Consider the following 25,635-nt stretch of genomic DNA (forward strand, 5'->3'; position numbering starts at 1 on the left):
GAGGCGCCGGGGGGCGACGTAAGATCGAGGCGCTGGCGCGCCTCTACGCGATCCTCGACACGCTGAGCGCGGACGACCGGACCGCGTTCGTGCTCCGCCACATGGACGGCATGAGCCTGCCGGAGATCGCGAAAGCGGTCGGTGTATCGCTGGCCACGGTCAAGCGGCGGCTCAGCCGGGCAACGGAACGCGTGCCATCGCTCGTGGAGCACGACACGTCCCTGTCCGCTTATGGCATGAAAGGGGAGGCGCGGGGTGAACTCTGACGAGGGGACCGAGTCGGAGCTGAGCTCGGCTGCGGAGTGACGGAGGCCCGACAGCGTCGCCGGTCCGAGTGCACGTGCTCCACCGGGATACGGCTCGCAGCGAGGGGTGCTTCGTCGGCGCGACCAGTTGCACGCTTCGACAGGAAAACTTCACCCCTGCAATACTTCCGTTCGTGGTGAGCCGGTTCGAGGGCGAACTGCTACTGCCTGAGTACGAGCACGCGCCAGCGCGTGCAACGTGGCGGCGATGATCTTCTGGTCATTTTGCAGCTTGTTTATCTATGGAACTCATGCGTGCCCAGAGCGGGCGAGGAGCGACAACGATGTTTAGGCCCTCAGGTCACGAGCCGGCACGTCCTCTCCGAGGCTCTCGGTCGGCTATCCCGATCGTGCTGGTCCTGGCCAGCGGCTGTACGGGGATACTGGAGGAGTCTGGTGCCGGGGATCCCGAGGGTTCCAGCCCCGCCCCGATCGCGTGCGAGGACGGCACGGTGCGCCCCGGGCGAGCGCCGCTGCGGCGGCTGACGCGCTTCGAGTACAACAACACTGTTCGCGACCTCTTCGGTGACACGACCCAGCCGGCCTTCTCGCTGCCGAGCGAGGATGTCGGAAACGGCTTTGGCAACGACGCGGACGCGCTGTCGGTCTCGAGCCTGCTGGCCGAGCAGCTGAGCACCGTCGCGGAGGGCGTCGCCCGGCGCGCGACCGCCTCCCCGGAGGTGCTCGCGAAGCTCGCCCCTTGCGCGAGCAACGTGAGACCGGAGGGCGAGGAAGCGTGCGCGCGCACCATCGTCGAGCGGATCGCGCCGCTCGCTTACCGAAGGCCGCTCGCCGCCGGCGAGGCGGACGAGCTCCTCGCGCTGTACAGCGTCGGGCGGACGGATGCGACGTTCGACGTCGGCATCGCGACCGTGATCGAGGCGCTGCTCCAGTCGCCAGATTTTCTCTACCGCATCGAGTGGGGCACATCCGACCCGGAGCACCCCGAGCTCCGCCGGCCCACGGGCGACGAGATGGCGACGCGGCTCTCGTACCTGTTCTGGGGCACGACGCCTGATGAGGAGCTACGCATGGCGGCGCAGGCAGGTGAGCTCTCGACGAAGGAAGGCGTGCGCGCGCACGCCGAGCGCATGCTCGAAGACCCCCGGGCTCGGAAGACCATCCGGTTCTTCTTCGACAACCTGCTCCCCATCAGCAACCTCGCGGATCTCGAGCGGAACGCGGAGGCGTTCCCGACCTTCTCCAAGACGATCGGCTCGCTCATGCGCGAGGAGACGCAGCGGTTCCTCGAGCACGAGATCTTCGAGGGGACCGGCACCTGGGCGTCCGTCTTGACGGCCCCGTACACGTTCATGAACGGGCCTCTCGCGGCGTTCTACGGCGTCTCCGGCGTGACAGGCGACGAGTTCCAGCAGGTGCAGCTCGACACGACCCAGCGCCTCGGGCTCCTCACCCAGGCGGGCATGATGGCCGGGACGACGCACGCGAACACGACGAACCCCGTGGTCCGCGGCTCGTTCGTGCTCCAGAAGCTGATGTGCCTGAAGATCCCGCTCCCCACCGGCGACATCCTGGAGCGGGTGAAGCCGCCGGATCCGTACTCCGGCGCGACGGCGCGCGAGCGCTTCAGCCAGCACAGCCAGGATGAGGTCTGCCGGGGGTGCCACCATCTCATGGATCCGGTCGGCTTCACGTTCGAGAACTACGACGCGGTCGGGCTGTTCCGCACGACAGAGAACGACGTCACCATCGACGCGAGCGGCTCGCTCCCGGGCTCGACGGAGACGGTGAGCGGTCCGACGGAGCTGGTGAAGGAGCTCGCCGAGACCGAAGAGGTGCATGGCTGCTTCGCGACGCGCTGGACCGAGTACGCCTACGGTCTCACCCTGCGCGCCGAGGACGCTTGCACCAAGCAGGAGATAACGACCGCCTTCAAGGCGTCCGGGTACAACGTGAAGCAGCTCCTGATCGATCTCACGCAGACGGATGCTTTCCACTACATCTCGGTTGCTCACCAGGAGTGATGGTCATGTCCAACTTTCGTTTGAGCCGACGTGCCGTGCTGCGGGGCGCTGGCGCCATCGCCATCGCGCTCCCCTGGCTGGAGATCATGGGCCCCGAGCGCACGGCGCGCGCGGCCCCCGCCCCCGCCAAGCGTTTCCTCGCCGTCTACACGCCAGGCGGGACGGTGATCGATCGCTGGCGGCCGACCGGGAGCGAGACGAGCTTCACCCTGGGCCCCATCCTGTCGCCGCTCGCGCCGGTGCAGGACCGGCTGCTCGTCGTCGACGGCCTCGACATGAAGAGCGCGCGCGGTGAGCAGCACCAGGCCGGGATCATCGCCTGGCTCACGGGCAGCGCTCAGGAGGGCTCCACGAACGGCGGCTACGGGAACGGGCCGTCCATCGATCAGGTGATCGCCTCCCAGATCTCCGCCGGTATCAAGGCGAAGGCGAGCATCCAGATCGCGGTGCGCTGGGCGACGGGCAAGTCCCACGGCCTGCTGTCGCCGATGAACGCCGCGAATTTCGAGAACGCCGCGCCGTTCAAGCCGATCCCGCCGCGCCTCGATCCGATGGAGATCTTCACCGAGCTCTTCGGCTCGCTGGACCCCACCGCCGGCAACGAAGCCGCCCGCCGCCTCGCGCGCAAGAAGTCGATCCTCGACTTCCTCGACGGGCGCTACTCCGCCCTGTCCGCGCGGCTCGGCGCCGCCGACAGGCAGAAGATCGACCAGCACCTGACGAAGATCCGCGAGATCGAGATGAGCATCAACAACGTGCCGGTCGAGACGAGCGCGTGCAAGGCGCCGGAGAAGGTCGACACCTCCGACTACAACCCGCGCACGGGGCTCAACTCCTCCGATACCGGCTCGATCAAGGACACCTCGACCGACGCGGCGATCCCCAAGGTCGGCAAGCTGATGATGGACATGCTGGTGATGTCGCTCGCCTGCGACATCACCGCGGTCGGCACGCTGCAGTGGAGCGACACCGAGGCGAAGCACACCTTCCCCTGGCTCAACCTGACCGAGCACCACCACTTCTACCAGCACGACGGCGGCTTCAGGCCGGACGAGTGCGAGCGCATCTGCAACTGGTATTCGAAGCAGCACCTCTACCTCCTCGAGGAGATGGAGAAGATCGACATGGGCGGGCACTCGCTGCTCGACGAGAGCGTCGTCTTCTTCGGGTCCGAGCTCTCGGATCCGCCGAGTCACAAGAAGGAGAACATGCCGTTCCTGCTGGCCGGCGGCGGCGGCGGCATGCGCGCCGGGCGCTGGCTCCGTTACCCGAACCGCCCGCACAACGATCTGCTCGTCTCGATCTTGAATCTGTTCGGCGATACCCGGACCACGTTCGGCGACCCGCGGTACTGCACCGGGCCGCTCACGAACCTGACGTGAACACTCTCCGGCGTAGGGCCGGTCAGCGCCCCGCGCGCACCAGAGGCAGCAGGAGCAAAGAAGAGCATGAAGCCCCAGAACCCAGTCTCACGGAGAATGTTCCTGTCCATCGTGGGCTCAGCACCCCTTGCTGTCGGCTGCGCCCGCGGCGAGAGTGAGGCCGAGCGCGCCACCTCGAAGTCGGCATCGGTCACCGACACCGCGGGGCGGGCGCCGAAGAAGCTGTCCGAGATCGTGGTTGGCTTCTCGCAGACGGGCGCCGAGAGCTCCTGGAGAGTCGCGCACAGCAAGTCGATCCAGGAGGAAGCGGAGAAGCGCCACATCCAGCTGCTCTTCGCAGACGGCCAGAACGTGCACAACAACCAGGTCAACGCCGTGAATGGGTTCATCACCAAGGGCGTCGATATCATCGTGATTGCGCCTCAAGAGTCGCTGGGATGGAAGCCCACGTTGAAAGAGGCCAAGCGCGCCGGGATCCCCGTGGTGTTGACGAGCCGGGGCGTCGACGCCGACGAGGATCTGTATACGACGGTGCTGGTCGCAGACTTCGTCTGGGAGGGGCGTCAGGCGGCCGAGTGGCTTGCGAAGAAGACGAACGGCAGCGCGCGCATCATCGAGCTCGTGGGTACGCCGGCGGCGGACGTGGCGGTGATGCGCAAAGCCGGCTTTGCCGAGGTCATCGCGAAGCATCCGGACATGAAGATCATCGCGAGCCAGAGCGGTGACTTCACGCGTACCAAGGGCAAGACAGTGATGGAGACGCTGCTCGCGGCCCACAAGGGGGAGATCAACGCCGTCTACGCTCACAACGACGACATGGCGCTCGGGGCCATCCAGGCGATCCAGGCGGCAGGGTTGAAGCCCGGGCAAGATATCCTGGTGGTGTCGATCGACGCCGTGAAGCCGGCCTTCGAGGCCATGATGGATGGTAAGCTGAACGCGACGGTGGAGTGCAGCGCCATGCACGGCCCCCTGCTCCTCGATACCATCGAGAAGATCGCGCGCGGCGAGAAGGTGCCGAAGCGGACGATCGTCCCCGGCCAGGTCTTCGAGCGCGAGCAGGCGGCCGCGCTCATCAGCTCGCGGCCCTACTGACCAGGCAGCGGCGCCGGCGTGCCGCGGCCTCGGCGCAAACGTCACCCTCTCGTGAGCTCGTTGACTGAACGGCCCTCACCTCCGGAGTAGCAGCCGCATGGCTGGTTCGAAAGCACTGCTCTCCGTCGAGGGCCTCAGCAAATCGTTCCCCGGTGTTCGCGCTCTGCATGACGTGCACCTCGAGGCGCACGCGGGCGAGATCCAGGCGCTGATGGGGGAGAACGGGGCGGGCAAGTCAACGCTGATCAAGCTGTTGACCGGCGTCTATCGCCCCGACGCCGGGACCCTGCGCCTGGACGGCGCGTCGATCCGGCCGACCTCTCCACGTGACGCAGAGGCGCTGGGGATCAGCACCGTGCACCAGGAAATAAGCCTGATCCCGCACCTCTCCATCGCGGACAATATCATGCTGGGCCGTCAGCCTCGGCGCTTCGGTCTGATCGACCAGCGCGCCGTCCGCGCGAAGGCTCGCCAGGCCCTCGCGCGCCTGGCGCTGGACCTGGACGTGACGCGATCGGTAGCCGCGTTGCCCACCGCACTACAGCAGATGGTGGCGATTGCCCGCGCGCTCGCCATAGATGCCCGCATCCTGATCCTGGATGAGCCGACCTCCAGCCTGGACGAAGCGGAGGCGCAGCGGCTGTTTGACGTGATGCGGAGGCTCAAGGCGCAGGGGCTGGCGATACTCTTCGTGACCCACTTTCTGGATCAAGTCTACGCCGTCAGCGATCGGATCACGGTGCTCAGGAATGGCTGCTTGGTCGGGCAATACGCGAGCAGCGCGCTGCCTCGCCTGGAGCTCGTTCAGGCGATGCTAGGCGTGAAGCTCGGCGCACCCGACAGGCCCGCGCCAGGCGGTCGTACCGGCCCTGGAGTGGAGGCGAGCACCGCGGAGCCGGTGCTCGCCGCACGCGGCCTCGAACGAAAGGGGGTCATCGGACCCATCGACCTCGCGCTCCGCGCTGGCGAGGTCGTGGGTCTGGCGGGGTTGCTCGGCTCCGGTCGAAGCGAAGCCGCCAGGATGCTGTTCGGGATCGAGCCCGCCGACCGCGGTGAGCTCCGGGTGGACGGCCGCGAGCTCGAGCTCAAGACGCCACGGCACGCGATCCGGGCGGGGCTCTCGTACTGCCCGGAAGACCGCAAGGTGGATGGCATCGTCCCCAATCTCTCGGTGCGCGAGAACCTCATCCTGGCCTTGCAGGCCTCCCAGGGGGCGCTGCGGGTGATCCCGCGCCGCGAGCAGGAACGTCTGGTCGAGCACTACATCAGGGCCCTGAGCATCAAGACACCGTCCCCGGAGACGCCCATCAAGCTGCTATCAGGCGGCAATCAGCAGAAGGTGCTGCTGGCGCGCTGGATGGCCATGCAACCACGAGTCATGCTCCTCGACGAGCCCACGCGTGGGGTCGACATCGGCGCCAAGCTGGAGATCGAGGGGCTCGTGAAATCGCTCAGCGAGAGGGGAGTCGCCACGGTTCTGATCTCCTCGGAGCTCGAGGAGATCGCGCGCAACTGCTCCAGGGTGGTGGTCCTGAGAGATCGCAAGCAGCAGAGCGAGCTCGCGGGAGATTCAGTGACTGCTGAGTCGATCATCCAGGCCATTGCTCAGCAAAAGGAGGCACCGCCCGATGCTCGAGAAGATCTCTGAGGCGCTGCGCACCAATGCCAGCCTCACGGGCATCGGGATCATGCTCCTCACCGGCGGCGCCGGTGCCCTGCTGCTCAGGCGGAGACGCCGCGAAGCCTGGCCTTTGCTCGGCCTGCTAGCGCTCCTCGTGTTCAACTTCATCCTGTCCAGGAACTTCTTCTCGATCGTCGAGCGCGACGGGGCTTACTACGGGACACCCATCAACCTGCTCAACCAGGGCTCGGAGGTGATGCTCCTCGCCATCGGCCTGACCTTGGTCGTGGCCGTCAGGGGCATCGATCTATCGGTCGGCTCGGTCATGGCGTTGTCTGGCGCCATCTGCGTGATCCTGATGAAGGACGGCCAGTATCCACCGCTGCTGGCAGCGCTGGTGTCCTTGGCCGTCGCGGGCAGCGTTGGTTTATTCAACGGCGCGCTGGTCACGCTGCTCAACATCCAGCCCATTATCGCGACCTTGATCAGCATGGTCGGTGCCCGCGGCGTCGCCATGCTCATCACCCACGCCGAGCCGGTGACTCACGCGGATGCTACGTTCGCGTTCATCGGCAATGGTCACCTGGTTGGCTTGCCGTTCTCCATGTTGCTGGTAGCCGTCGTGTTCGTCGTTGCGGCGCTGCTCTCCCGAAAGACGGCGCTCGGCCTGTTCATGGAAGCGATCGGCGACAACGAGCGAGCCAGCCGCCTCGCAGGCGTCGGCGACCGCCGCATCAAGCTCTGGTTGTACGGGTTTTCTGGTCTGTGCGCCGGCATCGCCGGGCTCGTGGCCGCATCGTACATCTCCACGGCCGACCCCGATCGCGTGGGGCGCCTTCGGGAGCTGGACGCCATCTTCGCCGTGGTGATCGGTGGTACGGCGCTCACCGGTGGGCGCTTCTATCTGGGCGGCACCCTGATAGGAGCATTGTTGATACAGACGCTCTCCGTCACGATGTACAGCCAGCACGTCCCTTCGGAGATCGAGCCAATGCCCAAGGCCGGCGTGATGCTGCTGAGCTGTTTGTTGATCTCCGAGGAGTCGCGCCGGCGGCTCATCGCGCTGTTCGGAGGCAAGCGGTGGCAGTAGCGGCGCGTGGCTGGGATCGGCGGCACCTGCCGCTCATCGTGACCGCGGTCCTCCTGGTCGCCCTCTACTCGGGCGCGCTGGTGTTCTACGATTCAACACGCAGCCTGCGTTTCCTGGTCGACCTGATCAAGGGTAACGCAGCGATGGGCATCTGCGCGGTGGGCATGACGTTCGTGATCCTGTCGGGGGGAATCGACCTCTCGGTCGGATCCGTCGTCGCGCTCACGACGGTCCTCGTGGGCACGCTGGTAGCAGGTGGTTACCATCCGTTGCTGGCCCTTGGCGTCGGTCTCGCTGTGTCGGTCGCGTTCGGCGCCATGACGGGGTATCTGATCCATGGCTTCTCTTTGCCCCCGTTTCTGGTGACGCTGGCGGGTATGTTCTTCGCGCGGGGCATGGCGTTCGTCGTCAGCATGCAGCCCATCGGCATCGATCACCCCACGTTCGACTGGATTGTCGATGAGCTCGGTTTCTCGCTGGCGATCCCGGGCCTGGAGCGGACCTGGGTCGCCGCGACGGCGCTGCTGTTCCTGGTCGTCCTCGCGCTGGGAGTGCTATTGAGCCGGAGCACGAGCTTCGGCCGGAACGTCCTGGCCATCGGCGGGGACAGGCAAGCTGCTCTGCTCATGGGAGTGCCGCTGGGCGCCACGACGGTGTGGTTGTATGCGTTGAGCGGCCTGTGCGCGGGCCTCGGCGGGGTCACGACGGCGCTGATCGACAGCGCCGGGAAGCCGAACATCGGCGCCGGCGTGGAGCTCGAAGCCATCGCCTCGGTGGTGATCGGTGGAACACTGCTGACCGGCGGTATCGGCAGCGTCGTCGGTACCCTGATGGGCGTGATGATCACGGGCATCGTACGGGCGGTGCTCAATCTGGATGGACGGCTGCCGTCCCCCTGGCACCACATCAGCATCGGGCTGCTGCTCCTGAGCTTCATCGTCCTGCAGCAGGTGCTGATCCGCTCGGCGCGGCGCGCTTCATGAGCAGCAAGGGCCGGCGACGTACAGTCCAGAGATGATGCTGGAGACCGAGGAGCGATGGAATGAGTGAGACAAAGACGATTCTGGTCACCGGGGCGGCGGGCAAGGTGGGCCAGGCCTTCATCCGCAGGTTCCTGTCGGAGCCCAGGTTCGAGGCCTGGAAGGTCCGCGCGCTGTGTCACAACCGCATGCTGGAGCGGACGGCGCGCCTGGACGTGGTACGTGGGTCGCTCGAGCATCGCGCCGTGGCCAGGGAGGCCGTGGAGGGCGTGAGCCACGTGCTGCACCTGGCGACCAGCAAGGAGACGCCCGAGAGCATCATGGACGTGGCCATCAAGGGCATGTTCTGGCTGCTCGAAGCCTGCCGCGTCAGCCCTGCATTCGAGCAATTCATCTTGGTCGGGGGCGACGCCGGGATGGGCCACTTCTTCTATCCGCACCCCGCCCCCGTCACGGAGGCGCAGAAGCACAGCGCTTACCCGGGCTGTTATGCGCTTTCCAAGGTGCTCGAGGAGGTCATGCTCGAGCAATATTACCTCCAGTACGGGCTGAATGGATGCTGCCTGCGCGCGCCGTGGATCATGGAGAAAGACGACTTCAAGGCCCAGCTGTCGTTCGGTGACGACGTGTTCGGGGGGCCGAGGTGGCGCGATCTTGTCGGGGCCGAGGCGGCGGAGGGTCACGTCCGCTCAGGCGCCGTCCCGGTGATGCTCGACCCTGACGGCAAGCCGGTGAAGCGTAATTTCGTGCACGTGGAGGATCTGGTCGCCGCGATCCTCAAGGCGATCGGTCATGAGAAGGCGCGCCAGCAGACCTTCAACATCTGCATGGATGAACCGGTGGACTACGGTGAGCTGGCGTCTTACCTGGAGACGACCCGGGGCCTGCCCAGTGTGCGGGTGAAGACGCCGTACCATTCGACCTGGCTGGACAACACGAAGGCCAGGTTCCTGCTCGACTGGCGGCCGCAGTACAATCTGGCGCGACTCGCGGATGCCGCCTTCGACCACGTGCGCGCGCCCGATGACCCGCGAATCACGTGGTACCCCGGTTGATGAACGAGACAATGTTCGGCGATACTAACTTCTATACCGGCGCTCTCGCCGGACTGGTGTGAAATGAGAATCTCTCTGCTCGCGATCCCTGCGATGTTGCTCCTCCTGGCCTGCGGCTCCGATGCCGACCCTCCTGCGAACGACCAGGGTGCCTCCAGCTCGGCGGGCTCCGGGGGTTCGGGCGGGGGAGCCGCGACGGGCACCAGCACGAGCGTCTCCAGCAGCGCGAGCTCCGGCGAGGCCAGCGGCAGCGGCGGCAGCGGCGGCAGCGGCGGCAGCGGCGGCAGCGGCGGCAGCGGCGGCAGCGGCGGCAGCGGCGGCGAAGACCCGCGGGCCGCGGCCGCCAGCATCGACGGCTTTCGCTGGGAGATGCCGTGCGACCAGGACCCGGGTGGCAGCGACGAGTGTGCGGTGTCCGCGAGGGTCGACGAGACAAGGACGTTCGGCGGTTCGCCCGACACCCTCTATCAAGTGACTGTCCGACTCCGCGGCGTCGTCGAGCCGATGAAATACCGGGACGGCACGCCCGACGGCATGCACTTTCGCGTGGGCGGCTCGCCCGACAACGCGACGTACAACATCTACAGCATCACGGTCTCCGACCCGCCCGAGGTCTACTATCTGAACGACAACCCCGACGTGGGTCACGACACGTTCATCATCGACCATACGAAGACCATTCCAGTCAGGGGCGGAGCCACCGCATCTTTCCTCGGCGATGGTCAAAATGGTAAGCAGATCGCCAACTTCAAGCATCTGGTCGTGGACGGCGTCCCCCCGGCGCCCGAGCCTTTCGTCGGTCAATTCATCCAGCTCGACGTGCAGTCCGTCGAGACCACGCAGCCGTGATAGCTCCCGGGCCGGGGCGTCTCACCGCGGCTACGGCGACGCCCCTGTCAGGCCCGACGTGGTCGCGAAGGCGATCCCGCTCTGCAGATCGCGACGGGTCACGATGCCCGCGAGGTCGAGGTCGAGGGCGACGATCGCCTGGGCCACCTCGGGCCGGATGCCTGTCAGGACGACCTGCGCCCCGAGCAGCCGGACCGCCCGCGCGACCTGCAGGAGGGCGTTGACCGAGCTCGTGTCGATGATCGGCACGCCCGTGACGTCGATGATCGCCACCCGCGTCTGCCGCTCGACCACCTTGCCCAGCAGGTTCTCCATCATCTGCTGCGCCCGCGCCGCGTCCAGCGCGCCCACCAGCGGCAGCACGAGGACGCCCTGGCTGATGGGTACGATGGGCGCCGACAGCTCCAGGAGCGTCTTCGCCTGCGTCCGGAGCGTGTCCTCGAGCCGCTTTCGCTCGGTGATCACCTCCGTGAACAGCATGATCCCGCCGATCTCGCCGGTCATCGTGTGCCACGGGAAGATCTTCCAGCTCCCCCATTCGACGTGCCCGTCGGCCCGCGGGAAGGGCTCTTCATCTTTCCCTTCCGAGGCCCCTGCCAGGCAGCGCTGGTGGATCACCTTCCAGTGCTCGGGGACGTCGGGGAAGACCTCATAATGGCTCCGGCCGATGAGCTCTCGATGGTCCAGGCCGAAATCCGCCCCGTAGCGGTGACTGGCCATCACGTAGCGCATGTCTCGATCGAACATGGCAAACGCGGCCGGCGTGTAGGTGAGGAAGAGGCGAACATGCTCCTCGCTCCGCCGGAACGCCTCCTGGAGGCGAGCCCGCTCCTCGTCCGCCTGCTCCAGCTCCCGGACGCGCTGCTTCAGGCGCTCGTTCTCCGCAGCGATATCACCGTAATCTATATCACAGCCCATCCGTGCCCTCGGTTCTGTCCTGGACTATATCGAAGAAGCACGGCGCGTATCTCTCCATCACGGAACCAGGCGCGAGGTCCGGGGACGCGGTGGGCGCTGATGCGGCGCTTCAGCCCTTCACACAGGCGCGCTCCGCGAGGAGCGCCGCACCTCGGCGAGATCTCTGGTGAAGAACTGCGCCAGCGACGCCTGCTCGCCCTCCGCCTCGCTCCCCGCCAGCTCGACGTCAGGCCGCACGCCCGTCGCCTGGATCGACTCTCCGCCCGGCAGCACCATCATCGCCGCCGGCGCGAGCACCTGCGCGCCGTCCGCCGGGTCCGCGGCGACCTTCAGCGCCGTCCCCTTGCCGTACGTGCGCTCGCCGGCGACGAGCGCGCGCCCGTGCCATTGCAGGCAGCCGGCGAAGAGCTCCGCCGCCGATGCCGTCCCGCGGTCCACCAGGAGCCACAGCGGCGCGCGGCACGGATTGCGGTGGTTCGATCGGTACACGACCTCATCGCCGTCCGCGTCGATCGTCCTCCCGAGGACGCTCCCGGGCTCCAGGAAATCGCCGGCGAGCTCGAGGGACGCCGTCAGCGCCCCTCCGGGGTTGCCCCGCAGATCCAGCACGAGCGTCTCCAGCCCTTCCGCCTCGAGCGCCCTCACCGCCATGTGGACCCGGGCGGGCACGTCCAGCGAGAACCTGCGGATACGCAGGTAGCCCACCCCCGGCCCGAGCCAGGCGCTCTCGACGACGGACGGCTCGCCCCCGCACGGATGGAGCGACGCCACGAGCGCGTCGAGGTCGGCCAGCACGGAGGCGCCAGCGGACCGGGCCCCTGCGGCGCTCCCCGCGCTGTAGCCGAAGCGGACGTTGGTCAAGCTCGGCAACAGCTGCACCCCCAGGACGCAGTTGATCCTGTTACCTGTCCTCGGACACAGCATCGACGTCCCCTTGAGGAAGTTGATGTGAACCGCGGGGTCGCCGATCGTGTGCCGCGCTGGCCCCATGAACGTCGGGTGCAGCGTGCCCAGCTGGTCGCCCAGCGTGATGGGGCTTATCGACGCCATGTTCAGCGCGGGCATCATCGAGAACCACACGTTGAACGAGAACGGGAACATCATCGCGTTCGGGTTGAAATTGGGGAAGGGGTACGGCCCGAGCACAGGCGACAAGCACACGTCTGGTAAACCGGCGCTCATGCCGGCACCCTTGTTGTTCGCAATCCGGAACATCGCGCTGGCCTCCTAGCCCAAGAGGATCTGCTTGCCGTTCACCGTGACCGTCTCCTCGGTCAGGATCGTGGCGTTCTTCGCCTTCGTGAACGACGTCTTCTCCACGACCGTGTGCGACTCGCTCGCCTGCACGCTGAGGAGCGCGCTCACCCGCTGGTAGACCGAGGTGAACTTCTGGACCACGGCGTCGGCCACCATCCGGATGTTGCCCGTGTGCACGTCGAGCTCCGGCCCCCGGATCTCGACGCCCCGGTCGCCGGACAGCGAGAGCGCGCCCTCCCTCGCGTGCACCGCCACGTCGCCCTGGAGCGACAGCACCGTCCGCCCCCGCCCGTGGAGCACGCCGATGGCGTAGTACCGCTCCGCCCGCCCGATCACGAGCAGCGTGTCCCCCAGCGCCGGCTCGTACGGCAGCGCGAGCGCCATCTCGACGGCGACCGCCTGGCCGCCCGGCAGCTCCGCCGCGACAGCGCCCCCCTCCGCCGCGGTGACCCGGGCCGGGCCCAGGTACTCGGCCGGCAGCGCCGCGCCGCCGGCCGCCGGCAGCGCCGCGCCTTCCGGCGCCGCGGCCCCGGCCCTCGCCAGGCCGATCCTGGGCACCTCCGCGCCGCGCGCCCGCCGCTCGAGCTCCTCGCCCGCCGGCGCGTCCACCCGCACCGCCGCCCCGCGATCGCCGTCCTTCATGGCTCCCATCGACATGGCTCCTCCTCTACGAGCGCCGCTCGGGCGGCATCCAGGCCTCGGCCTCCAGCCGATCGACGTCCGTGCGCCTCGCCGTGGCGAGATTTGCATCGAGATACCGTGTCTTCTCGTCGCGGACGTGGTGCAGGTTCGCCCAGTGCAGGTCCGCACCGGAGAAGTCCGCGCCCGAGATGTCCGCGTGCGACAGATCGGCGTAGTGCAGCTTGACGCCCACGAAGAGCGCCCCGGCCGCGCGGATCTCGTGCATCACCGTCTCCCGGAGGTCGGCCCCCGCGAGGTTCGCCCCCGAGAGATCGGCCTTCACGAAGATCGCGTTGCGGAGCATCGCCTGCGTCAGCCCGGCGCCGGCGAGCACGCTCTCGCCGAAGAAGGCGGTCTTCGCCATCGCGCCCGCCAGCGAGGCCTGCCGCAGGTTCGCCAGCCTGAAGTTCGAGTTCGTCAGGATGGCCCCGTCGAGGCGCGTCCGCTCCAGGTTGCACGCGGTGAAGTCGCAGTTCGACAGGTTGCACCCCGACAGGTCCATCCCCGAGAGGTCCCCGTGCGCGAAGAAGCACCGCGAGATGGTCAGTCCAGCGAGCGCCGTGCGCCGCAGATCCACGCCGGAGAAGTCCACGCAATCGAAGATCGCCTTCTCGAAGGTGATGCCCTCGACGCGCGCGGACCTGAGCGACGTCTGCGACACGAGCGCGCGCGTGAGGTTCGCGCCCGTCAGGTCGGCCCCCTCCAGGACGCAGCGCACGAGCCGCGAGCCGGACAGGTTGGCGCCGGAGAGATCGGCCTCGGTGAAGACGACCATCTCGAGGTCCTTGCCCGACAGGTCCGCGCCCGGCAGCCGCGCCCTGAACAGCATGCACGACCTCACCGTCGCGCCCCGGAAGTCCGCGCCCGTGAGATCGCAGTTCGCGAGCATCGTCTGGTCGAGCGTCGCGCCCCGGAAGCTCGCGCCCCGGAGGTTCGTGCCCTGGAGCGACGACAGCGTGAGGTCCGCGTTCTCGAAGCTCACCCCGGCGAAGTCCATCCCCTCGAGCGCCGCGCCCGCGAGGTCCGCCCCGGAGAGGTCGAGCTGGCCGAGGCGCGCGCCGTCGAACACCGTCTTCGTGAGCTTCTTCGGCAGCACGGCCTCCCGGAGATCGGCCTTCAGGAAGACCACCGTGTCGAGCTCGGCGCCCGTGAAGTCGGCCCGCCTCAGGTTCGCCTCGGCGAACGATGAGCCCTCGATCCGCGCCTGCGCCAGCGAGGCGCCCTCGAGGTTCGCGCGCGTGAACGACGACCGCGAGAGCGTCGCGCCGTCGAGCGCCGCGCCCGACAGGTCGGCGAGGTCGAGCCGCGCGTTCGACAGCGTCGCCCGGCCGAGCTCCGCCCCCGCGAGCCGCGACTCGGCCAGGTTCGCCCCCTCGATGCGCGCGCCGCTCAGGTTGGCCCCGCCGAGCTGGCCCCGCACCAGGTTGACCCCGGTGAGGTTCGCGCCGGACAGGTCCGCGCCCGAGAGGTCGCTCTGGACGACGACGGCCCCCTCCAGGTCGGCGCCGGACAGGTCCGCGCCGGCGAGCGCGCACCAGGCCAGCTCGGCGCCGCGGAGATCGGCGCCCGAGAGATCCGCGCCGCCGAGCTGCAGCCGGCCGAGCTTCGCGCCGCGCAGCCGGGCCTTGCGGAGGTCGGCGCCCCGCAGATCCATGTCGCCGAGCGCCCTGCCCTCGAGCGGCTCCCCCGCCTGCACCATCGCCTTCAGCTCGTCCGGGGTCATCGATCCCGCTCCAGGGTCGACTTCTTCAGGTTCGCCCCCCTGAAATCGCAGCCAGAGCCCGCAGTCTTGTAGAATGTCGCGCCGTAGAGGTTCGCGTCGACGAACTTCGCCTCCGGGACCTGCGCCTTGAGCAGGTCCGCCTCGAAGAGGTTCGCCCGCGTGAAGTCGGCGCGCGTGAGGTCGGCCCGGTCGAACCGGGCGCCTCGCGCGTTGGCGCCGAAGAAGCTCGCCTCTCCTGCCGTGGCCTCCGTGAAGTGGGCGCTGGTCAGCACGGCGTAGCTGAGATCGGCGCCGGTGAGCGTCGCGCCCAGCCACACGCTCCCGTCGCCCCGCGCGCCCGTGAAGCTCGCCCCGGTCAGGTCGGAGCCGGAGAAGCTCGTCCCGGTGAGGGTGGCGCCCGCGAACGTGGCGGACGTCGCCTTGACCTTCGACACGAACGACCGCGTGAGCGAGGCCTTGGACAGGTCCGCGCGCTCGAGCACGGTGCCCTCCAGGAACGCCACGGCCCACGTCGCCCCGCGCGCGATGGCCCCGGTCATGTCCGCCCGCGAGAAGACGAGCTGCGTGCCCTGGGTGCCCGAGAGGTCGGCCTCCATGAGCCGCGCGCCGTCGAACGAGGTGCCCTCGAGCGTGGCGCCGCGGAAGACGGCGCGCTCGGCCCACGCGCCCTGCAGCGTGGCGAGGCTCAGGTCAGCCTCCGTGAAGTCCGCCTCCCGCAGGTCGGCGCCGAACAGCACCGCCTGCTTCAGCGTCGCGCGCGCGAGCCTGGCGCCCCGGAGGTTGGCCCCCGTGAGGATGGCGCCGGTGAGGTTCGCGCCGGTCAGGTCGACGCCGCTCAGGTCCTGGTCGCTCAGGTCCTGGTCCGACAGGTCGCTCCCCGGCCCCGGCTGCCCGGGCGCGCGCGGCGGGGCCGCGGAGAGGCCCATCGCCGAGAGCTTCGGGTCGTCGACGAGCTTGTCCCAGGCCGCGAGCCCCGGGACCTGCGTCCCGCGCGTGGCCGCCAGCGACTTCGCCTCTTCGACGGCCCGCGCGACCCTCCGGAACGCCGTCCGGAGCGCCGCGTCCATCACCATGGGCGCCGCGCCGGCGACCAGCGGTGGGAGGGCCGGCGACGCCCTGGGCAGGTTGCGCAGCGCCTCCGCGATGACGCTGCCGAGGACCTTCCCCCCCGGCACCGCGACGCCCGCGAGCGCCGCCATCGCGCGGCGGATCCTGTCCTGCTGCGGCCTGGCGACGTCGCCGAGCCGCGCCTTGAGCAGCGCCGACAGGGGGTCGAGCCCCGACGCGTCCGGCGCGGGCGCCGCGTCGGCGCCCTTCCGTCGCTCCAGGGCCTGCAGCGCCCGCCACTCCTCCTTGAGCTCCGGCGAGAGCTGCTCGTCTATCTCGAGCGGATCCGCCTCGAACCGCGCGAGGATCTCGCGGTAGTGCGCCTCGGGCAGCGGCGCCGCGTCGAGCGGCTCGGAGGCGACGAGCGTCGTGACGGGCGAGAGGTCGTCGTCCGTCACCTCCGTGAGGCCCCGCCAGGTGAGGAAGAGGGCCTCCTTGTCGAGGTCGGCGAGGAGCGTATCGAGGTGCATCGGCACCTCGCGGAACCCGCGCTCCGCGTCGTTCGCGAAGGCGCGGATCCGGAGCCCTGGCAGCCGCGACCGGAAGACCTCCGCGCCCGGGTGGAGGTTCTGGAACAGGAGCTCCTCGTCGCCGCGCAGGTAGGGGAGCTGCTGGTCGGGCCGGGCGGCGTTGAAGTACGTCCAGTCGAGGTCGTCGGCGAAGTACGGCGCGCGCTTCTCGCGGTACGCCTTGCCGTAGTTCTTCCCGACCTTCGCGCGCCGGTCGGGGCGGTTCGGGGACACGGGCCCGAAGCCCGCGGGCGCCGGCCGATCCGAGCGCGACAGCAGGAGGTCGTCCGCGGCCTCGACGTTGGGGAGCTCGCGCGTCCCGTGCCCCTTGCCCACCGGGTTCAGCGGGTGTCCGGGCCCCCCGAAGCTGTATCTATCGCCGAGCGGCATCCGCTCGAACGGCACGGGATCGCTCATGGCCGGCCCGAGGAGGCCGTCCATCCACACGCGGTCGCCGACCACGCGCAGGATCTTCGACCACGACCCGACGCCGAACCGCACCGGACACTCGGTCATGCGCGCCTTGTTCGGCGTGTGGCACGAGCCGAGCAGGAGCACGTCGGCGTGCGGCTTGTAGTCCGCGAGATCGCTCGGATACAGGCACTCGCCCGTCTGGTCGTGATCGTCGTCGTGGAACACGTCGCCCCGCAGCGTCTCCTGCGCGAGCACCGGGTGCCCCTCGGGCAAGGACAGCGGCGCTCCGGGCCTGAGCGTGAACTTCGCCCGGACGATCAGGGTCATCTCCGGCTGGGGGGGCTGGCGCGAGGTGACCTTGCTGCCGAAGAGGAAGGGGGTGAGGTTCTTGTTCGCCATCCGTGGGCTCGCCGCTCCTCGGCGTCACACCAAGAGGTGGACCGCCGCGATGTTCGTGCGGACGGGCGCGGCCTTGGTCCGGTCCAGGGAGACCTTCTCTCGCGCCGGCCCCATCTGGAGCGACGGGCCGGCGGTGGCCTCGAGCGTCGCGGTGACGCTGATGGACGCCTCCAGGCCGAGCGTGGCGTCGACCGTGGCCCCGACCGAGAGCGTCACCTCCGCGCCGAGCGTCGCCTCGACCATCGCCCCCAGGACGACCTCGTTGACCACGCCGAAGTTGATGGTCGTCTCGATGCCGTCGACGACGGTCTTGCTGTCGCCCCTCGTGTAGGAGTCGGCGTCGCCGTACATCTCGTCTTTTGTGTCGGCGTGGGTCACGGAGATGATCTTGTCCGCCGTGGTGTCGTTCTTGATGGTCCCGGCCTTCGTCGTATCCGAGATGGTCTGTTCGACGGTGGTGGCGGACTTGATCGACCCGGCCTTCATCGTATCTCGCGATGGTCCCTTGACGGTCGTCTCGTCGGTCGTCGTCGTGACGTGGGTCTTCGACTCCATCGTCTCCGCCCAGGTCTCCTCGTGGATCTTGGGCACCGGCAGCTTCGCCGAGCCGGTGTAGGACGAGATGCTCTTCGCCCACGTCCTGTCGATGACCGTCGGGTTCTCCGTCATCTGCGGCGGGTAATCCTCGATCGGGCTGGGCGTGTTCGGGTCGCCGGTGCGGCTCACCAGCTTGCTCCCGTAATGGTACTCCATGGCGTCGCCGTGGTAGGTCGTGTGCACCTCGCCCTTGACGGTCGCCTCGCGGATCCTCCGCGCGCCGCGGGGGCCCTGCACGAAGTCGATCTCGCTCTGGCCCTGGAAGGTGATGCCGCCCTCCTTGATCCTCCCGGCCTCCACCTCGGTGCTGGCCTTGAACTCGCGGCGGCCGAGGACCGTCAGCTTGTAGGTGCCCCCGATGACCTCGACCTTGTCGCCGCGGGTGGTCGTGATCCGGTTGCCGTCGGTCTCATCCCGCCAGGTGTAGTCGTCGTCCGGGGTCGCGCCGACGCGCAGGTACGACGACATGCCGTCGCCGAAATCAGGCACATAGAGGATACCGTACTTGCCATCGTCGGCCATGGGAGCTCCGTATCCGGTGGGCAGCGCGGAGCGCGGGGCTCGCGGCCCGCGCCCTCAGAAGAAGAGGTTGAACGCCGAGAGGACCTTGTGCGTGAGCGCGACCTCCGTCTTGCTGAGGTGCAGCTCCACCCCCGCCGTTCCCAGCTCGAGCTTGGGGCCGACCGAGAAGTCCACGCTCGCGGTCATGCTGAGCTCCACCTTGGCGCCGAGGGTCACCTCGACGGTCCCCCCGGCCGTGAAGGTCGCCTCTCCGCCGAGCGTCGTCTCGACCATCGCCCCCAGGACGACCTCGTTGACCATGCCGAGGTTGATGGTCGTCTCGATGCCGTCGACGACGGTCTTGCTGTCGCCCCTCGTGTAGGAGTCGGCGTCGCCGTACATCTCGTCCTTGGTGTCGGCGTGCGTCACGGAGATGATCTTGTCCGCCGTGGTGTCGTTCTTGATCGTCTTCGCCTTGGTCGTGTCCTCCATGGTCCCGTCGACCGTGGTGGAGGACGTGATCGACTCGGCCTTCATGGTGGAGGTCGACGCTTCCTTGACGGTCGTCTCGTCGGTCATCGACGTGGCGTTCGTCTTCGAGACCATCACTTCGGCCCAGGTCTCGTTCGTGATCTTTGGCACCGGGAGCTTCTCCGAGCCGGTGTAGGACGAGATGCTCTTCGCCCACGTGTTGTCGATGATCTCGGGGTTCTCGGTGGGGATCGCCTGGGGCGAGGGCGGGTTCGTGTCGTCGAGGTAGTCGTCGGTGACCTGGAGCGTGGGGAACGTGTCCGTGCCCGTCTGGCTCTGCTTGATCTTGCCGTAATAGTTGTCGTAGACGTCGCCGTGGTAGGTCGTGTGCACCTCGCCCTTGATGGTCGTCTCGACCACCTTCCACGTCCCGCCGTAGTTCTGCACCCACTCGATGGTGGTGCCGCCGCCGAAGGTCTCGCTGACCTCGGTGATGTGCCCGCCGGAGATGTCCCAGCCGGCCTGGTGCTCCCCGTGGCCGAGGATGAGCAGGCGGTAGTTGCCGCCGATGACCTCGACCTTGTCGCCCTTGGTGGTCGAGATCCGGTTGCCGTCCGAGTGGTCGCGCCAGCCGCCCTTCGTGTGCAGCTTCGCTGTCTCGGCCTGGCGCTCGCCCTCGGGCACGAAGCCCGGCGAGCCGTCCCGCTTGCGCGTGTCGTCGGTGAAGGTCTGAATCCGCTCGGCGAGGTCGTCGCCAGCGCTCTCGCCGAGCGGGGCGGCGGCCCCGAGGCGGAGGTACGACGGCTGCCCGCCATTCAGATCCGGCACTTCAAGGAGAGCGAATTTACCTCCGGGCACTGGAGCCTCCGTGTCGGGCGAGATGGACGACGCGCGGCGTCGCCCCGTCGCGGACTCCCTATCCTAGGCCAGGGTGGGCCGGCCGTCCATGCCGAAGCGCTGGCTGCGGTCCGTCGCGTCGTCGCGGGCGCATTGCGAGCGCGCGGGCCGCGACCACGCGCGCCGCGCGGCTCACGAGGCCTCGGCGGCGCGGTGGACGGTCGACTCGGCTGCTTGGTGCGCGACGGCCCACGCGAAGTCGGGGATGAGCGCGAGGGAGTGCGGGTCCTGCGTGACGCCGATCAGGCCGCTGATGAACTCCATCGGGTGCTCGCGGCGGCTCCCGTCGATCAAGCGCAGCTGCGCGCTCGTCAGGCCGGGAGGCAGCTCGGAGAGCCCGGGGCCCTGCGGGTTCCCCAGCCCGCCGAGGGCGTCGCTGCGGGCCTCCGCTCGCAGCCATCGGTCGTGCCATGAGTCGATATAGGGGTTCGGGGTGAAGTAGTCGTTGGGCCAGGCGCGCAGGTAGGGAAACAGCACGTGGATCCACCCGGTGAGCTCGTCCGCCTGGTTCTCGTACCTGAAGAAGGCGCGCCAGAACGACGGGTCGGCGCGCCCCTCCGACGAGGCGGCGATCTGGTCGAGCACGGGCAGGACGGCGCGCATCCAGCGCTCCTGCCCGACGGCGCCGAGCATCGCCACGCGCTGGCGCACCCAGCGCCAGTCGTCGGATGTGCCGAGCAGGTACACGCGCGGGATCCCGCGATGCGGGTACACGAGGTCGCCCGGGAACGGCGGCTCCCAGTCGTAATGAGGCGCGAGCGGGGTCGCCACCGTGAACTCGGACGACACCCGCTCGACAGGGCCCGTCGTGGAGAAATTGGCCGCCACGAGATCTCGCAGTGAGCCGACCCGCGCGGCAACCTGCCGGGAAAAGTCCGGAAACAATACGGGCCACGGGTTCACGGTGCCGAGGGTGAAATCCGGCCGCTCGACGACGAGCTCGAAATCGTGATCTTCGGGGAGGAAGCGGCGGCGCTGCTCGTCGTTCGCGGCGAGGTGGAGCGTGAAGCCGCGCGCCAGGCAGAACCAGATCACGTCGGGCGAGATCACGAGCGGATAGCGCTGGGTGAAGGCGGTATAGGCTGCCTGGACGAGCGGGTGCAGGTCTGTGCGCCCCACGACCGGCAGGCGGTGGCGGTAGGAGGCCTCGATCGGCGAGACCAGCAGGCTTTGCACCGCCGCTTCGCCGTCGAAGCCCGGCAAGGGCGCCGTCGCGGGCTCGACCTCGGCAACGGCGATCGTCGTCACGTTCATGAACCCTCGTCCTCCTGGCCCTGCGCGGCGCGCTCGCGGTCTTGCGCCGTCCTTTCGTACACGAGCGTGCGGCGCGACACAACAGCCTGCCGCGTTGCGACGCCCACGTCGGTTGCGCTGTATGGAACGAAGCGTTCCTGGTGGACGGCGTATTGTTCTCCCATGTCCGGCTCCCATGTCCGGCGTGCGCGCGTGCGCCTGGCGACGAGCGTTGTTCCAGGCGACGATGAGGATGGGGCGTGTTCGGTCGTTGCGGTCCACGGACGAGAGCTCTGGTGATTTCTCTCCTCCTTTCCACAGCACCCTTTTCCGGGTCGTCAGCCTGCTGGACGGGCGGGCTCGACAGGCGCGTCGCCCACCTCGCCCACCTCGCCCAGGGCGCCCGGCGCCGGAGGCTCCTCCCGGGCGGGCGGCGCGCCGTGCCGCTGGCATGAGATTTTTCGCAGGCAGCGGACGACCGTGAGCTTCATCGCAGGGGTGTTGCGCGGCCCTGGTGAATGGTACACGACTAGGAGATCGCCCAGCGGCGGATCGCCCTGGAGGAGGAGCGCAGCAGATGAATACACGCCAGGCCAGCGCCCACGGGGCGAGCGTCGCGGCCAACCCGAAGGCGGCGCTTCGGATCAACTTCCTCAAGAAGGTGTATGGGCTCTTCACGGCGAGCCTGCTCGTGTCCTCCGTGGGCGCCATGTGTGCGCTGTACATCGGGGCGCCGGACGTGGAGGAGGGGGCCTTCGAGAACGCGATGCCGCCGGTGGTCGAGCTCTTCGCGAACCACCCGATCATCTCGATGGCCATCGTGTTCGGGGTGATGTTCGGCGCCCGCGCCGTGCGCCACATCCCCGGCGTCAACGTCCTCGCGCTCTTCGGGATGGCGGCCATCCTCGGCGTCACCACGGCGCCCGCGCTCTACATGGCCCAGGTCGCCGCGGGCCTCGGCGGCACCCTGTCGTCCGACCCGGTGCGCGACACCTTCATCCTGACGGTCCTCACGTTCGGCAGCCTCACGCTCGGCGTCCTCCTCTCGAAGGAGGACCTCTCGTTCCTGGCCAGCGGGCTGGTGATGGGCGCGATGGTCGTCCTCGGCGCGATGCTCCTCAACATCCTGCTCGGGAGCACGCTCCTCGGACTGGCGATCTCCAGCGTCTCCGTCCTCGTGTTCGGCGGATACGTCCTCTACAACACCTCGCGCTTGCTCCACTCGGACGAGGAGGATCCGGTCGGCGGCGCGCTCGACCTCTACCTCAACTTCATCAACCTCTTCTCGTCGATTCTGCAGATCCTCTCGGGCCGGCATGGGTGACCGACGACCGGCGACCGGTGACCGGCGACCGGTGACCGGCCGCCCGCGCGCGCTCTTCTGCCGCTGATGTCGCCGATGTCGAAGCGCCCCTCGCTCGCCCCGGGCGGAGGCCTGGAGGCGGCTTGACGCGCCTTTTCCGCTGGGTAAGAACGGGCTGACCATGAGTCGCCAGCTCCTCGCCGCCGCGCTTGCCCTCTCCCTGCCGTCGCTCGCCTGTAGCAAGCCCGCCGAGGAGACGCCGGCCGTGGCGGCCGCCGAGCTCGCCGCGCCGGCGAACGTCAAGCGCGTCGACATCGCCGTCACGGACGGCGGCTTCTCCCCGTCGACCGTCGATCTGAAGAAGGGAGAGCCCGTCGTGCTCCGCTTCACGCGGACGACGAAGAGCGAGTGTCTGAAGGCGATCGCGATTCCCGATCTGAAGGTCGAGAAGGACCTGCCGCTGAACACGCCCGTCGAGGTGGCCGTCACCCCGCAGAAGGAAGGGAAGATGGTGCTTCAGTGCTGGATGGGGATGGTCAAGGCGACCCTCAACGTGGTCGGCGCGTGACGCGGCCGCGCCCTCGCCGGCGCGCGGGCTCAGCGCCCTCGCCGGCGCGCGGGTGCTGTCAGAGGATGAGCCAGAGCTCGGCGTCGTAGCGCTTCGCGCCGCTCTCCGCGGCTCGCGCCGCGCGGCGCGTCCCCGAGGCGGGCACCTCCGCGCTGCCCGGCGCGCTGGCGTGGACCAGGTCGATGCCCGAGGCCGCGCAGCGGGCCACGGCGAAGCGGAGCATCTCGCGCACGTCGCTCGAGGTGAGCATGCCGTGGGTCCGTTGGCGCGCGATCGCGGCCGCGCGATCGACGCACTCGACGCAGGGCGCTGTCTCGGACCTGAACCGGAAGAGCAGCGTCCCCTCGGGCCAGCCGAGCGCCGTCGCCTCGACGCTCACCACGACGAACTCGCCGTCACGGACCACCTGCGTCGTGACCGCGCTGTCGTCGCCGGCGCCGGGTTCCCCGCCCCTCAGCAGAAACCAGTAACGTTCCATGAGGCGCTCGACGTCGCGCGGTTCACCGTGAGCGATGATGTCTGTCATCCATGACCTCCGACGACATAGCTTGAGGCCGCTTCCGGGATCGGCGATGCCAGGGAGAGTCAGGAAATGTCCGCCGGGAAGGACAATGTCCGAGAGGCCTCCGCTCGAGCGCGCGGCGCGGATCGCGAGGGGTCGCGGGCAGGGAGCTGTCCGGGGCAGGGCGGGCGGCGGGGTGGGCGCCGGCGACGCTCGAGCCGCGCGGACGGCGATGGCGCTCGACCCGCTGCGCTGGGCCTCATGCCGAGCTCCCGGTCGGCTCAGCCCGGCCCGACGGTGCGCTCGAACGCTCGAAACGCTCGAAACGCTCGAAACGCTCGAAACGCTCGAAACCACAGAACGGTGCGGATTGTGGTCCGCTTCACAACCGAGGCGACAACTTTCGCTTCCCTTCGGAGGTCCCGTGAGTACTCTGTGCGCCCCCAACGCGCCCGGCGGGTAACCGCCCCGGTTCTTCGCTCCGAACCGGCTCGCATCGAGGCGCGCCGAGGGGATCGCTCTCGCGGCGCGCGCCGCGCGGAGCCAGTCCGAGCCACCCCCAGACGGAGCGAGAAGGCAACCGCATCATGAATCAGCATCCCGGCATCATCGGCAAGAAGATCGGCATGACGCAGATCTTCAACGAGACGGGCGAGGTCCTGCGCTGCACGGTCGTGCAGGCGGGCTGCGTCGTCATCGGCAAGCGCACCCTCGAGAAGGACGGCTACAGCGCGCTCGTCCTGGGCCTCGGCGAGCGCGCCGAGCGGCACACGACGAAGCCGGTCGCCGGCGCGTTCAAGAAGTCGGGTCAGACGCCGAAGCGCATCGTGCGCGAGCTGCGCTGCAGCCCCGAGCACGCGGCGAAGTACGAGCTCGGGCAGGCGCTCAAGGTCGACGAGATCTTCGAGGTCGGCCAGCGCGTGGACGCGCAGGGCCGCTCGCGCGGCCGCGGCTTCAGCGGCGTCATCCGCCGGTGGAGCTTCGCCGGGGCGGTCAGCTCGCACGGCACCCACGAGTACTTCCGCCACGGCGGCTCGATCGGTACGAACATGACCCCCGGTCGCACGCTGCCCGGCCTGAAGATGCCCGGCCACTACGGCGACGAGACGGTGAGCGCGCTCAACCTCAAGATCGTGAAGCTCCTGCCCGAGGACAACCTCATCCTCATCGAGGGCCCCGTCCCTGGCCCGAAGAACCAGGTGGTCACGATCCGCGGCGCCGTGAAGAAGCGCGGCGGCAAGGGGCTCCCCAAGCCGGCGCAGCAGCCGACCAAGAAGAAGGGCGGCTGATCCCCGGCTGCTGGTGGGGAGCGCGCGCGCCGCTGAGCGAGCGCGCGCCCCCCGCTGGCGGAGCCCTCCGGTAACCTCGTGCCGCAGAAGCCCAGGAACCCGTACAAGCGCCCGGACGCCTTCACGAAGGCGGCGAAGGCGCAGGGCTATCCGGCGCGCAGCGTCTTCAAGCTCGAGGAGATCGACCGTCGGGTGCGGCTGCTCCGCCCTGGCCAGCGCGTGCTCGACCTGGGCGCGGCGCCCGGCTCGTGGTCGATGTACGCCGCGCAGCGGATCGGCGCGGCGGGCAAGCTGCTCGCCGTCGACCTCTCGCCGATCACGGCGGCGTTCGGCCCGCAGGCGACGGTGGTGCAGGGCGACGCGCTCTCGCTGACGAACGAGGCGCTCGCGCAGTTCGCCCCGTACGACGTGGTGCTGTCGGACATGGCGCCCGCGACGAGCGGCAGCAAGATCGCCGATCAGGCGCGGAGCTACGAGCTGTTCATGCGCGCCGTGGCCGTGGCCGAGGCGCTGCTCGCGCCCGGCGGCGCCTTCGTCGGCAAGATCTTCATGAGCGAGGACTTCGTGAAGGCCCGCGACGCGCTGCGGAACCTGTGCGACGAGGTCCGGAGCATCCGGCCCGAGGGCACGCGGGCGAACAGCGTGGAGCTGTTCCTGGTCGGGCTGCGAAGGAAGGCGCCGGCGAAGGCGGGGTAGGGGCGCGATCCCCGGCTCGACCCGTATCCCAGCTCCCCACCGCCGCTTCCGCGGCTCGCCTCAACAGGCCCCGCCCGACCGGGTCTCCAGCATCTCCCGCGCCAGCGTCCCGGCGAGCTCGCGCGCCGGCATCTCCCGCACGATGCTGCCGCGCCGTGGTAGCGCGCAGCGCCCTCGGCGCCGCCCTCTCGATTCACCCCCTCCCGGC

Annotated in this window: 22 protein-coding genes; 13 read left to right on the top strand and 9 right to left on the bottom strand. The window is 69.0% G+C overall.

What is annotated here, in order from left to right; genetic code table 11:
• Positions 1–32: 32 nt before the first annotated feature.
• From WME89_RS12320 to WME89_RS12360, 9 genes are all read left to right on the top strand, one after another.
• Entirely contained in the window at positions 33–266 is a 234-nt protein-coding gene (locus WME89_RS12320; protein ID WP_438011924.1) for an RNA polymerase sigma factor, read from the top strand.
• A gap of 389 nt (positions 267–655) precedes the next feature.
• Positions 656–2,290 (top strand): DUF1592 domain-containing protein, encoded by a 1,635-nt coding sequence (locus WME89_RS12325; RefSeq protein ID WP_438009382.1) that lies wholly within the window; start codon positions 656–658, stop codon positions 2,288–2,290.
• Positions 2,290–3,672 (top strand): DUF1552 domain-containing protein, encoded by a 1,383-nt coding sequence (locus WME89_RS12330; RefSeq protein ID WP_438009383.1) that lies wholly within the window; start codon positions 2,290–2,292, stop codon positions 3,670–3,672. Before WME89_RS12325 ends, WME89_RS12330 begins: the two co-directional genes overlap by 1 nt.
• Before the next feature lie 111 nt (positions 3,673–3,783).
• On the top strand, positions 3,784–4,767 hold the full coding sequence (locus tag WME89_RS12335) for an ABC transporter substrate-binding protein (RefSeq protein ID WP_438009384.1): 984 nt from the start codon (positions 3,784–3,786) through the stop codon (positions 4,765–4,767).
• A 97-nt stretch (positions 4,768–4,864) separates the two neighbouring features.
• A complete protein-coding gene (locus WME89_RS12340; protein WP_438009385.1) occupies positions 4,865–6,415 on the top strand; it encodes a sugar ABC transporter ATP-binding protein in 1,551 nt (516 codons plus the stop codon).
• A complete protein-coding gene (locus WME89_RS12345) occupies positions 6,396–7,478 on the top strand; it encodes an ABC transporter permease (RefSeq protein ID WP_438009386.1) in 1,083 nt (360 codons plus the stop codon). The genes WME89_RS12340 and WME89_RS12345 overlap by 20 nt, the downstream gene beginning before the upstream one ends.
• Positions 7,469–8,461 (top strand): ABC transporter permease subunit, encoded by a 993-nt coding sequence (locus tag WME89_RS12350; protein WP_438009387.1) that lies wholly within the window; start codon positions 7,469–7,471, stop codon positions 8,459–8,461. The genes WME89_RS12345 and WME89_RS12350 overlap by 10 nt, the downstream gene beginning before the upstream one ends.
• A 59-nt stretch (positions 8,462–8,520) precedes the next feature.
• The gene (locus tag WME89_RS12355; RefSeq protein ID WP_438009388.1) at positions 8,521–9,513 is read left to right on the top strand and encodes an NAD-dependent epimerase/dehydratase family protein; all 993 of its coding nucleotides are present in this window, start codon (positions 8,521–8,523) and stop codon (positions 9,511–9,513) included.
• Positions 9,514–9,576: 63 nt separating this feature from the next.
• Complete coding sequence (locus WME89_RS12360; RefSeq protein WP_438009389.1) at positions 9,577–10,362, top strand: hypothetical protein; 786 nt, start codon at positions 9,577–9,579, stop codon at positions 10,360–10,362.
• A gap of 30 nt (positions 10,363–10,392) precedes the next feature.
• Here the strand turns inward: WME89_RS12360 and WME89_RS12365 are convergent, their stop codons facing one another.
• From WME89_RS12365 to WME89_RS12400, 8 genes are all read right to left on the bottom strand, one after another.
• Positions 10,393–11,280: an STAS domain-containing protein gene (locus tag WME89_RS12365; RefSeq protein WP_438009390.1), complete on the bottom strand. Its 888-nt coding sequence runs from the start codon at positions 11,278–11,280 to the stop codon at positions 10,393–10,395.
• 117 nt (positions 11,281–11,397) lie between these two features.
• A complete protein-coding gene (locus tag WME89_RS12370) occupies positions 11,398–12,495 on the bottom strand; it encodes a S41 family peptidase (protein ID WP_438009391.1) in 1,098 nt (365 codons plus the stop codon).
• Positions 12,496–12,507: 12 nt separating this feature from the next.
• Positions 12,508–13,194, bottom strand: coding sequence for a DUF3540 domain-containing protein (locus WME89_RS12375; RefSeq protein ID WP_438009392.1), 687 nt, complete (start codon positions 13,192–13,194; stop codon positions 12,508–12,510).
• A gap of 10 nt (positions 13,195–13,204) precedes the next feature.
• A complete protein-coding gene (locus WME89_RS12380; protein ID WP_438009393.1) occupies positions 13,205–14,941 on the bottom strand; it encodes a pentapeptide repeat-containing protein in 1,737 nt (578 codons plus the stop codon).
• On the bottom strand, positions 14,938–17,370 hold the full coding sequence (locus tag WME89_RS12385; RefSeq protein ID WP_438009394.1) for a DUF2169 domain-containing protein: 2,433 nt from the start codon (positions 17,368–17,370) through the stop codon (positions 14,938–14,940). The genes WME89_RS12380 and WME89_RS12385 overlap by 4 nt, the downstream gene beginning before the upstream one ends.
• Positions 17,371–17,394: 24 nt before the next feature.
• The gene (locus tag WME89_RS12390) at positions 17,395–18,489 is read right to left on the bottom strand and encodes a hypothetical protein (protein ID WP_438009395.1); all 1,095 of its coding nucleotides are present in this window, start codon (positions 18,487–18,489) and stop codon (positions 17,395–17,397) included.
• A 54-nt stretch (positions 18,490–18,543) separates the two neighbouring features.
• Complete coding sequence (locus tag WME89_RS12395; RefSeq protein ID WP_438009396.1) at positions 18,544–19,767, bottom strand: hypothetical protein; 1,224 nt, start codon at positions 19,765–19,767, stop codon at positions 18,544–18,546.
• A 201-nt stretch (positions 19,768–19,968) separates the two neighbouring features.
• Positions 19,969–21,090 carry a DUF4419 domain-containing protein gene (locus tag WME89_RS12400; protein WP_438009397.1) on the bottom strand — a complete coding sequence of 374 codons (1,122 nt, stop codon included), beginning with the start codon at positions 21,088–21,090 and terminating at the stop codon, positions 19,969–19,971.
• A 556-nt stretch (positions 21,091–21,646) separates the two neighbouring features.
• On the opposite strand from WME89_RS12400, the gene WME89_RS12405 reads away from it, so the two are divergent.
• Both WME89_RS12405 and WME89_RS12410 read left to right on the top strand, forming a co-directional pair.
• Positions 21,647–22,393 carry a Bax inhibitor-1/YccA family protein gene (locus WME89_RS12405; RefSeq protein ID WP_438009398.1) on the top strand — a complete coding sequence of 249 codons (747 nt, stop codon included), beginning with the start codon at positions 21,647–21,649 and terminating at the stop codon, positions 22,391–22,393.
• A 160-nt stretch (positions 22,394–22,553) separates the two neighbouring features.
• The gene (locus WME89_RS12410) at positions 22,554–22,940 is read left to right on the top strand and encodes a cupredoxin domain-containing protein (protein ID WP_438009399.1); all 387 of its coding nucleotides are present in this window, start codon (positions 22,554–22,556) and stop codon (positions 22,938–22,940) included.
• A gap of 58 nt (positions 22,941–22,998) precedes the next feature.
• Here WME89_RS12410 and WME89_RS12415 read toward each other — a convergent pair whose 3' ends face one another.
• The gene (locus WME89_RS12415) at positions 22,999–23,466 is read right to left on the bottom strand and encodes a hypothetical protein (RefSeq protein WP_438009400.1); all 468 of its coding nucleotides are present in this window, start codon (positions 23,464–23,466) and stop codon (positions 22,999–23,001) included.
• A 563-nt stretch (positions 23,467–24,029) separates the two neighbouring features.
• Between WME89_RS12415 and rplC the strand changes: the two genes are divergently transcribed.
• Together rplC and WME89_RS12425 are read left to right on the top strand one after the other, a co-directional pair.
• Entirely contained in the window at positions 24,030–24,731 is a 702-nt protein-coding gene (rplC, locus tag WME89_RS12420; RefSeq protein WP_437625366.1) for a 50S ribosomal protein L3, read from the top strand.
• 78 nt (positions 24,732–24,809) lie between these two features.
• Complete coding sequence (locus WME89_RS12425; RefSeq protein WP_438009401.1) at positions 24,810–25,427, top strand: SAM-dependent methyltransferase; 618 nt, start codon at positions 24,810–24,812, stop codon at positions 25,425–25,427.
• Positions 25,428–25,635 lie beyond the last annotated feature (208 nt).

It is taken from the genome of Sorangium sp. So ce321, from assembly GCF_051530195.1.
Taxonomy (GTDB): Bacteria; Myxococcota_A; Polyangia; order Polyangiales; family Polyangiaceae; genus Sorangium.

Bases quoted from the DNA above. Each gene is read 5' to 3' on its own strand.
- WME89_RS12415 (WP_438009400.1), bottom strand. From the start codon at position 23,466: ATGACAGACATCATCGCTCACGGTGAACCGCGCGACGTCGAGCGCCTC.
- WME89_RS12330 (WP_438009383.1), top strand. From the start codon at position 2,290: ATGGTCATGTCCAACTTTCGTTTGAGCCGACGTGCCGTGCTGCGGGGC.
- rplC (WP_437625366.1), top strand. From the start codon at position 24,030: ATGAATCAGCATCCCGGCATCATCGGCAAGAAGATCGGCATGACGCAG.
- WME89_RS12360 (WP_438009389.1), top strand. From the start codon at position 9,577: ATGAGAATCTCTCTGCTCGCGATCCCTGCGATGTTGCTCCTCCTGGCC.
- WME89_RS12405 (WP_438009398.1), top strand. From the start codon at position 21,647: ATGAATACACGCCAGGCCAGCGCCCACGGGGCGAGCGTCGCGGCCAAC.
- WME89_RS12410 (WP_438009399.1), top strand. From the start codon at position 22,554: ATGAGTCGCCAGCTCCTCGCCGCCGCGCTTGCCCTCTCCCTGCCGTCG.
- WME89_RS12385 (WP_438009394.1), bottom strand. From the start codon at position 17,370: ATGGCGAACAAGAACCTCACCCCCTTCCTCTTCGGCAGCAAGGTCACC.
- WME89_RS12365 (WP_438009390.1), bottom strand. From the start codon at position 11,280: ATGGGCTGTGATATAGATTACGGTGATATCGCTGCGGAGAACGAGCGC.
- WME89_RS12345 (WP_438009386.1), top strand. From the start codon at position 6,396: ATGCTCGAGAAGATCTCTGAGGCGCTGCGCACCAATGCCAGCCTCACG.
- WME89_RS12400 (WP_438009397.1), bottom strand. From the start codon at position 21,090: ATGAACGTGACGACGATCGCCGTTGCCGAGGTCGAGCCCGCGACGGCG.
- WME89_RS12375 (WP_438009392.1), bottom strand. From the start codon at position 13,194: ATGTCGATGGGAGCCATGAAGGACGGCGATCGCGGGGCGGCGGTGCGG.
- WME89_RS12340 (WP_438009385.1), top strand. From the start codon at position 4,865: ATGGCTGGTTCGAAAGCACTGCTCTCCGTCGAGGGCCTCAGCAAATCG.
- WME89_RS12380 (WP_438009393.1), bottom strand. From the start codon at position 14,941: ATGACCCCGGACGAGCTGAAGGCGATGGTGCAGGCGGGGGAGCCGCTC.
- WME89_RS12390 (WP_438009395.1), bottom strand. From the start codon at position 18,489: ATGGCCGACGATGGCAAGTACGGTATCCTCTATGTGCCTGATTTCGGC.
- WME89_RS12355 (WP_438009388.1), top strand. From the start codon at position 8,521: ATGAGTGAGACAAAGACGATTCTGGTCACCGGGGCGGCGGGCAAGGTG.
- WME89_RS12370 (WP_438009391.1), bottom strand. From the start codon at position 12,495: ATGTTCCGGATTGCGAACAACAAGGGTGCCGGCATGAGCGCCGGTTTA.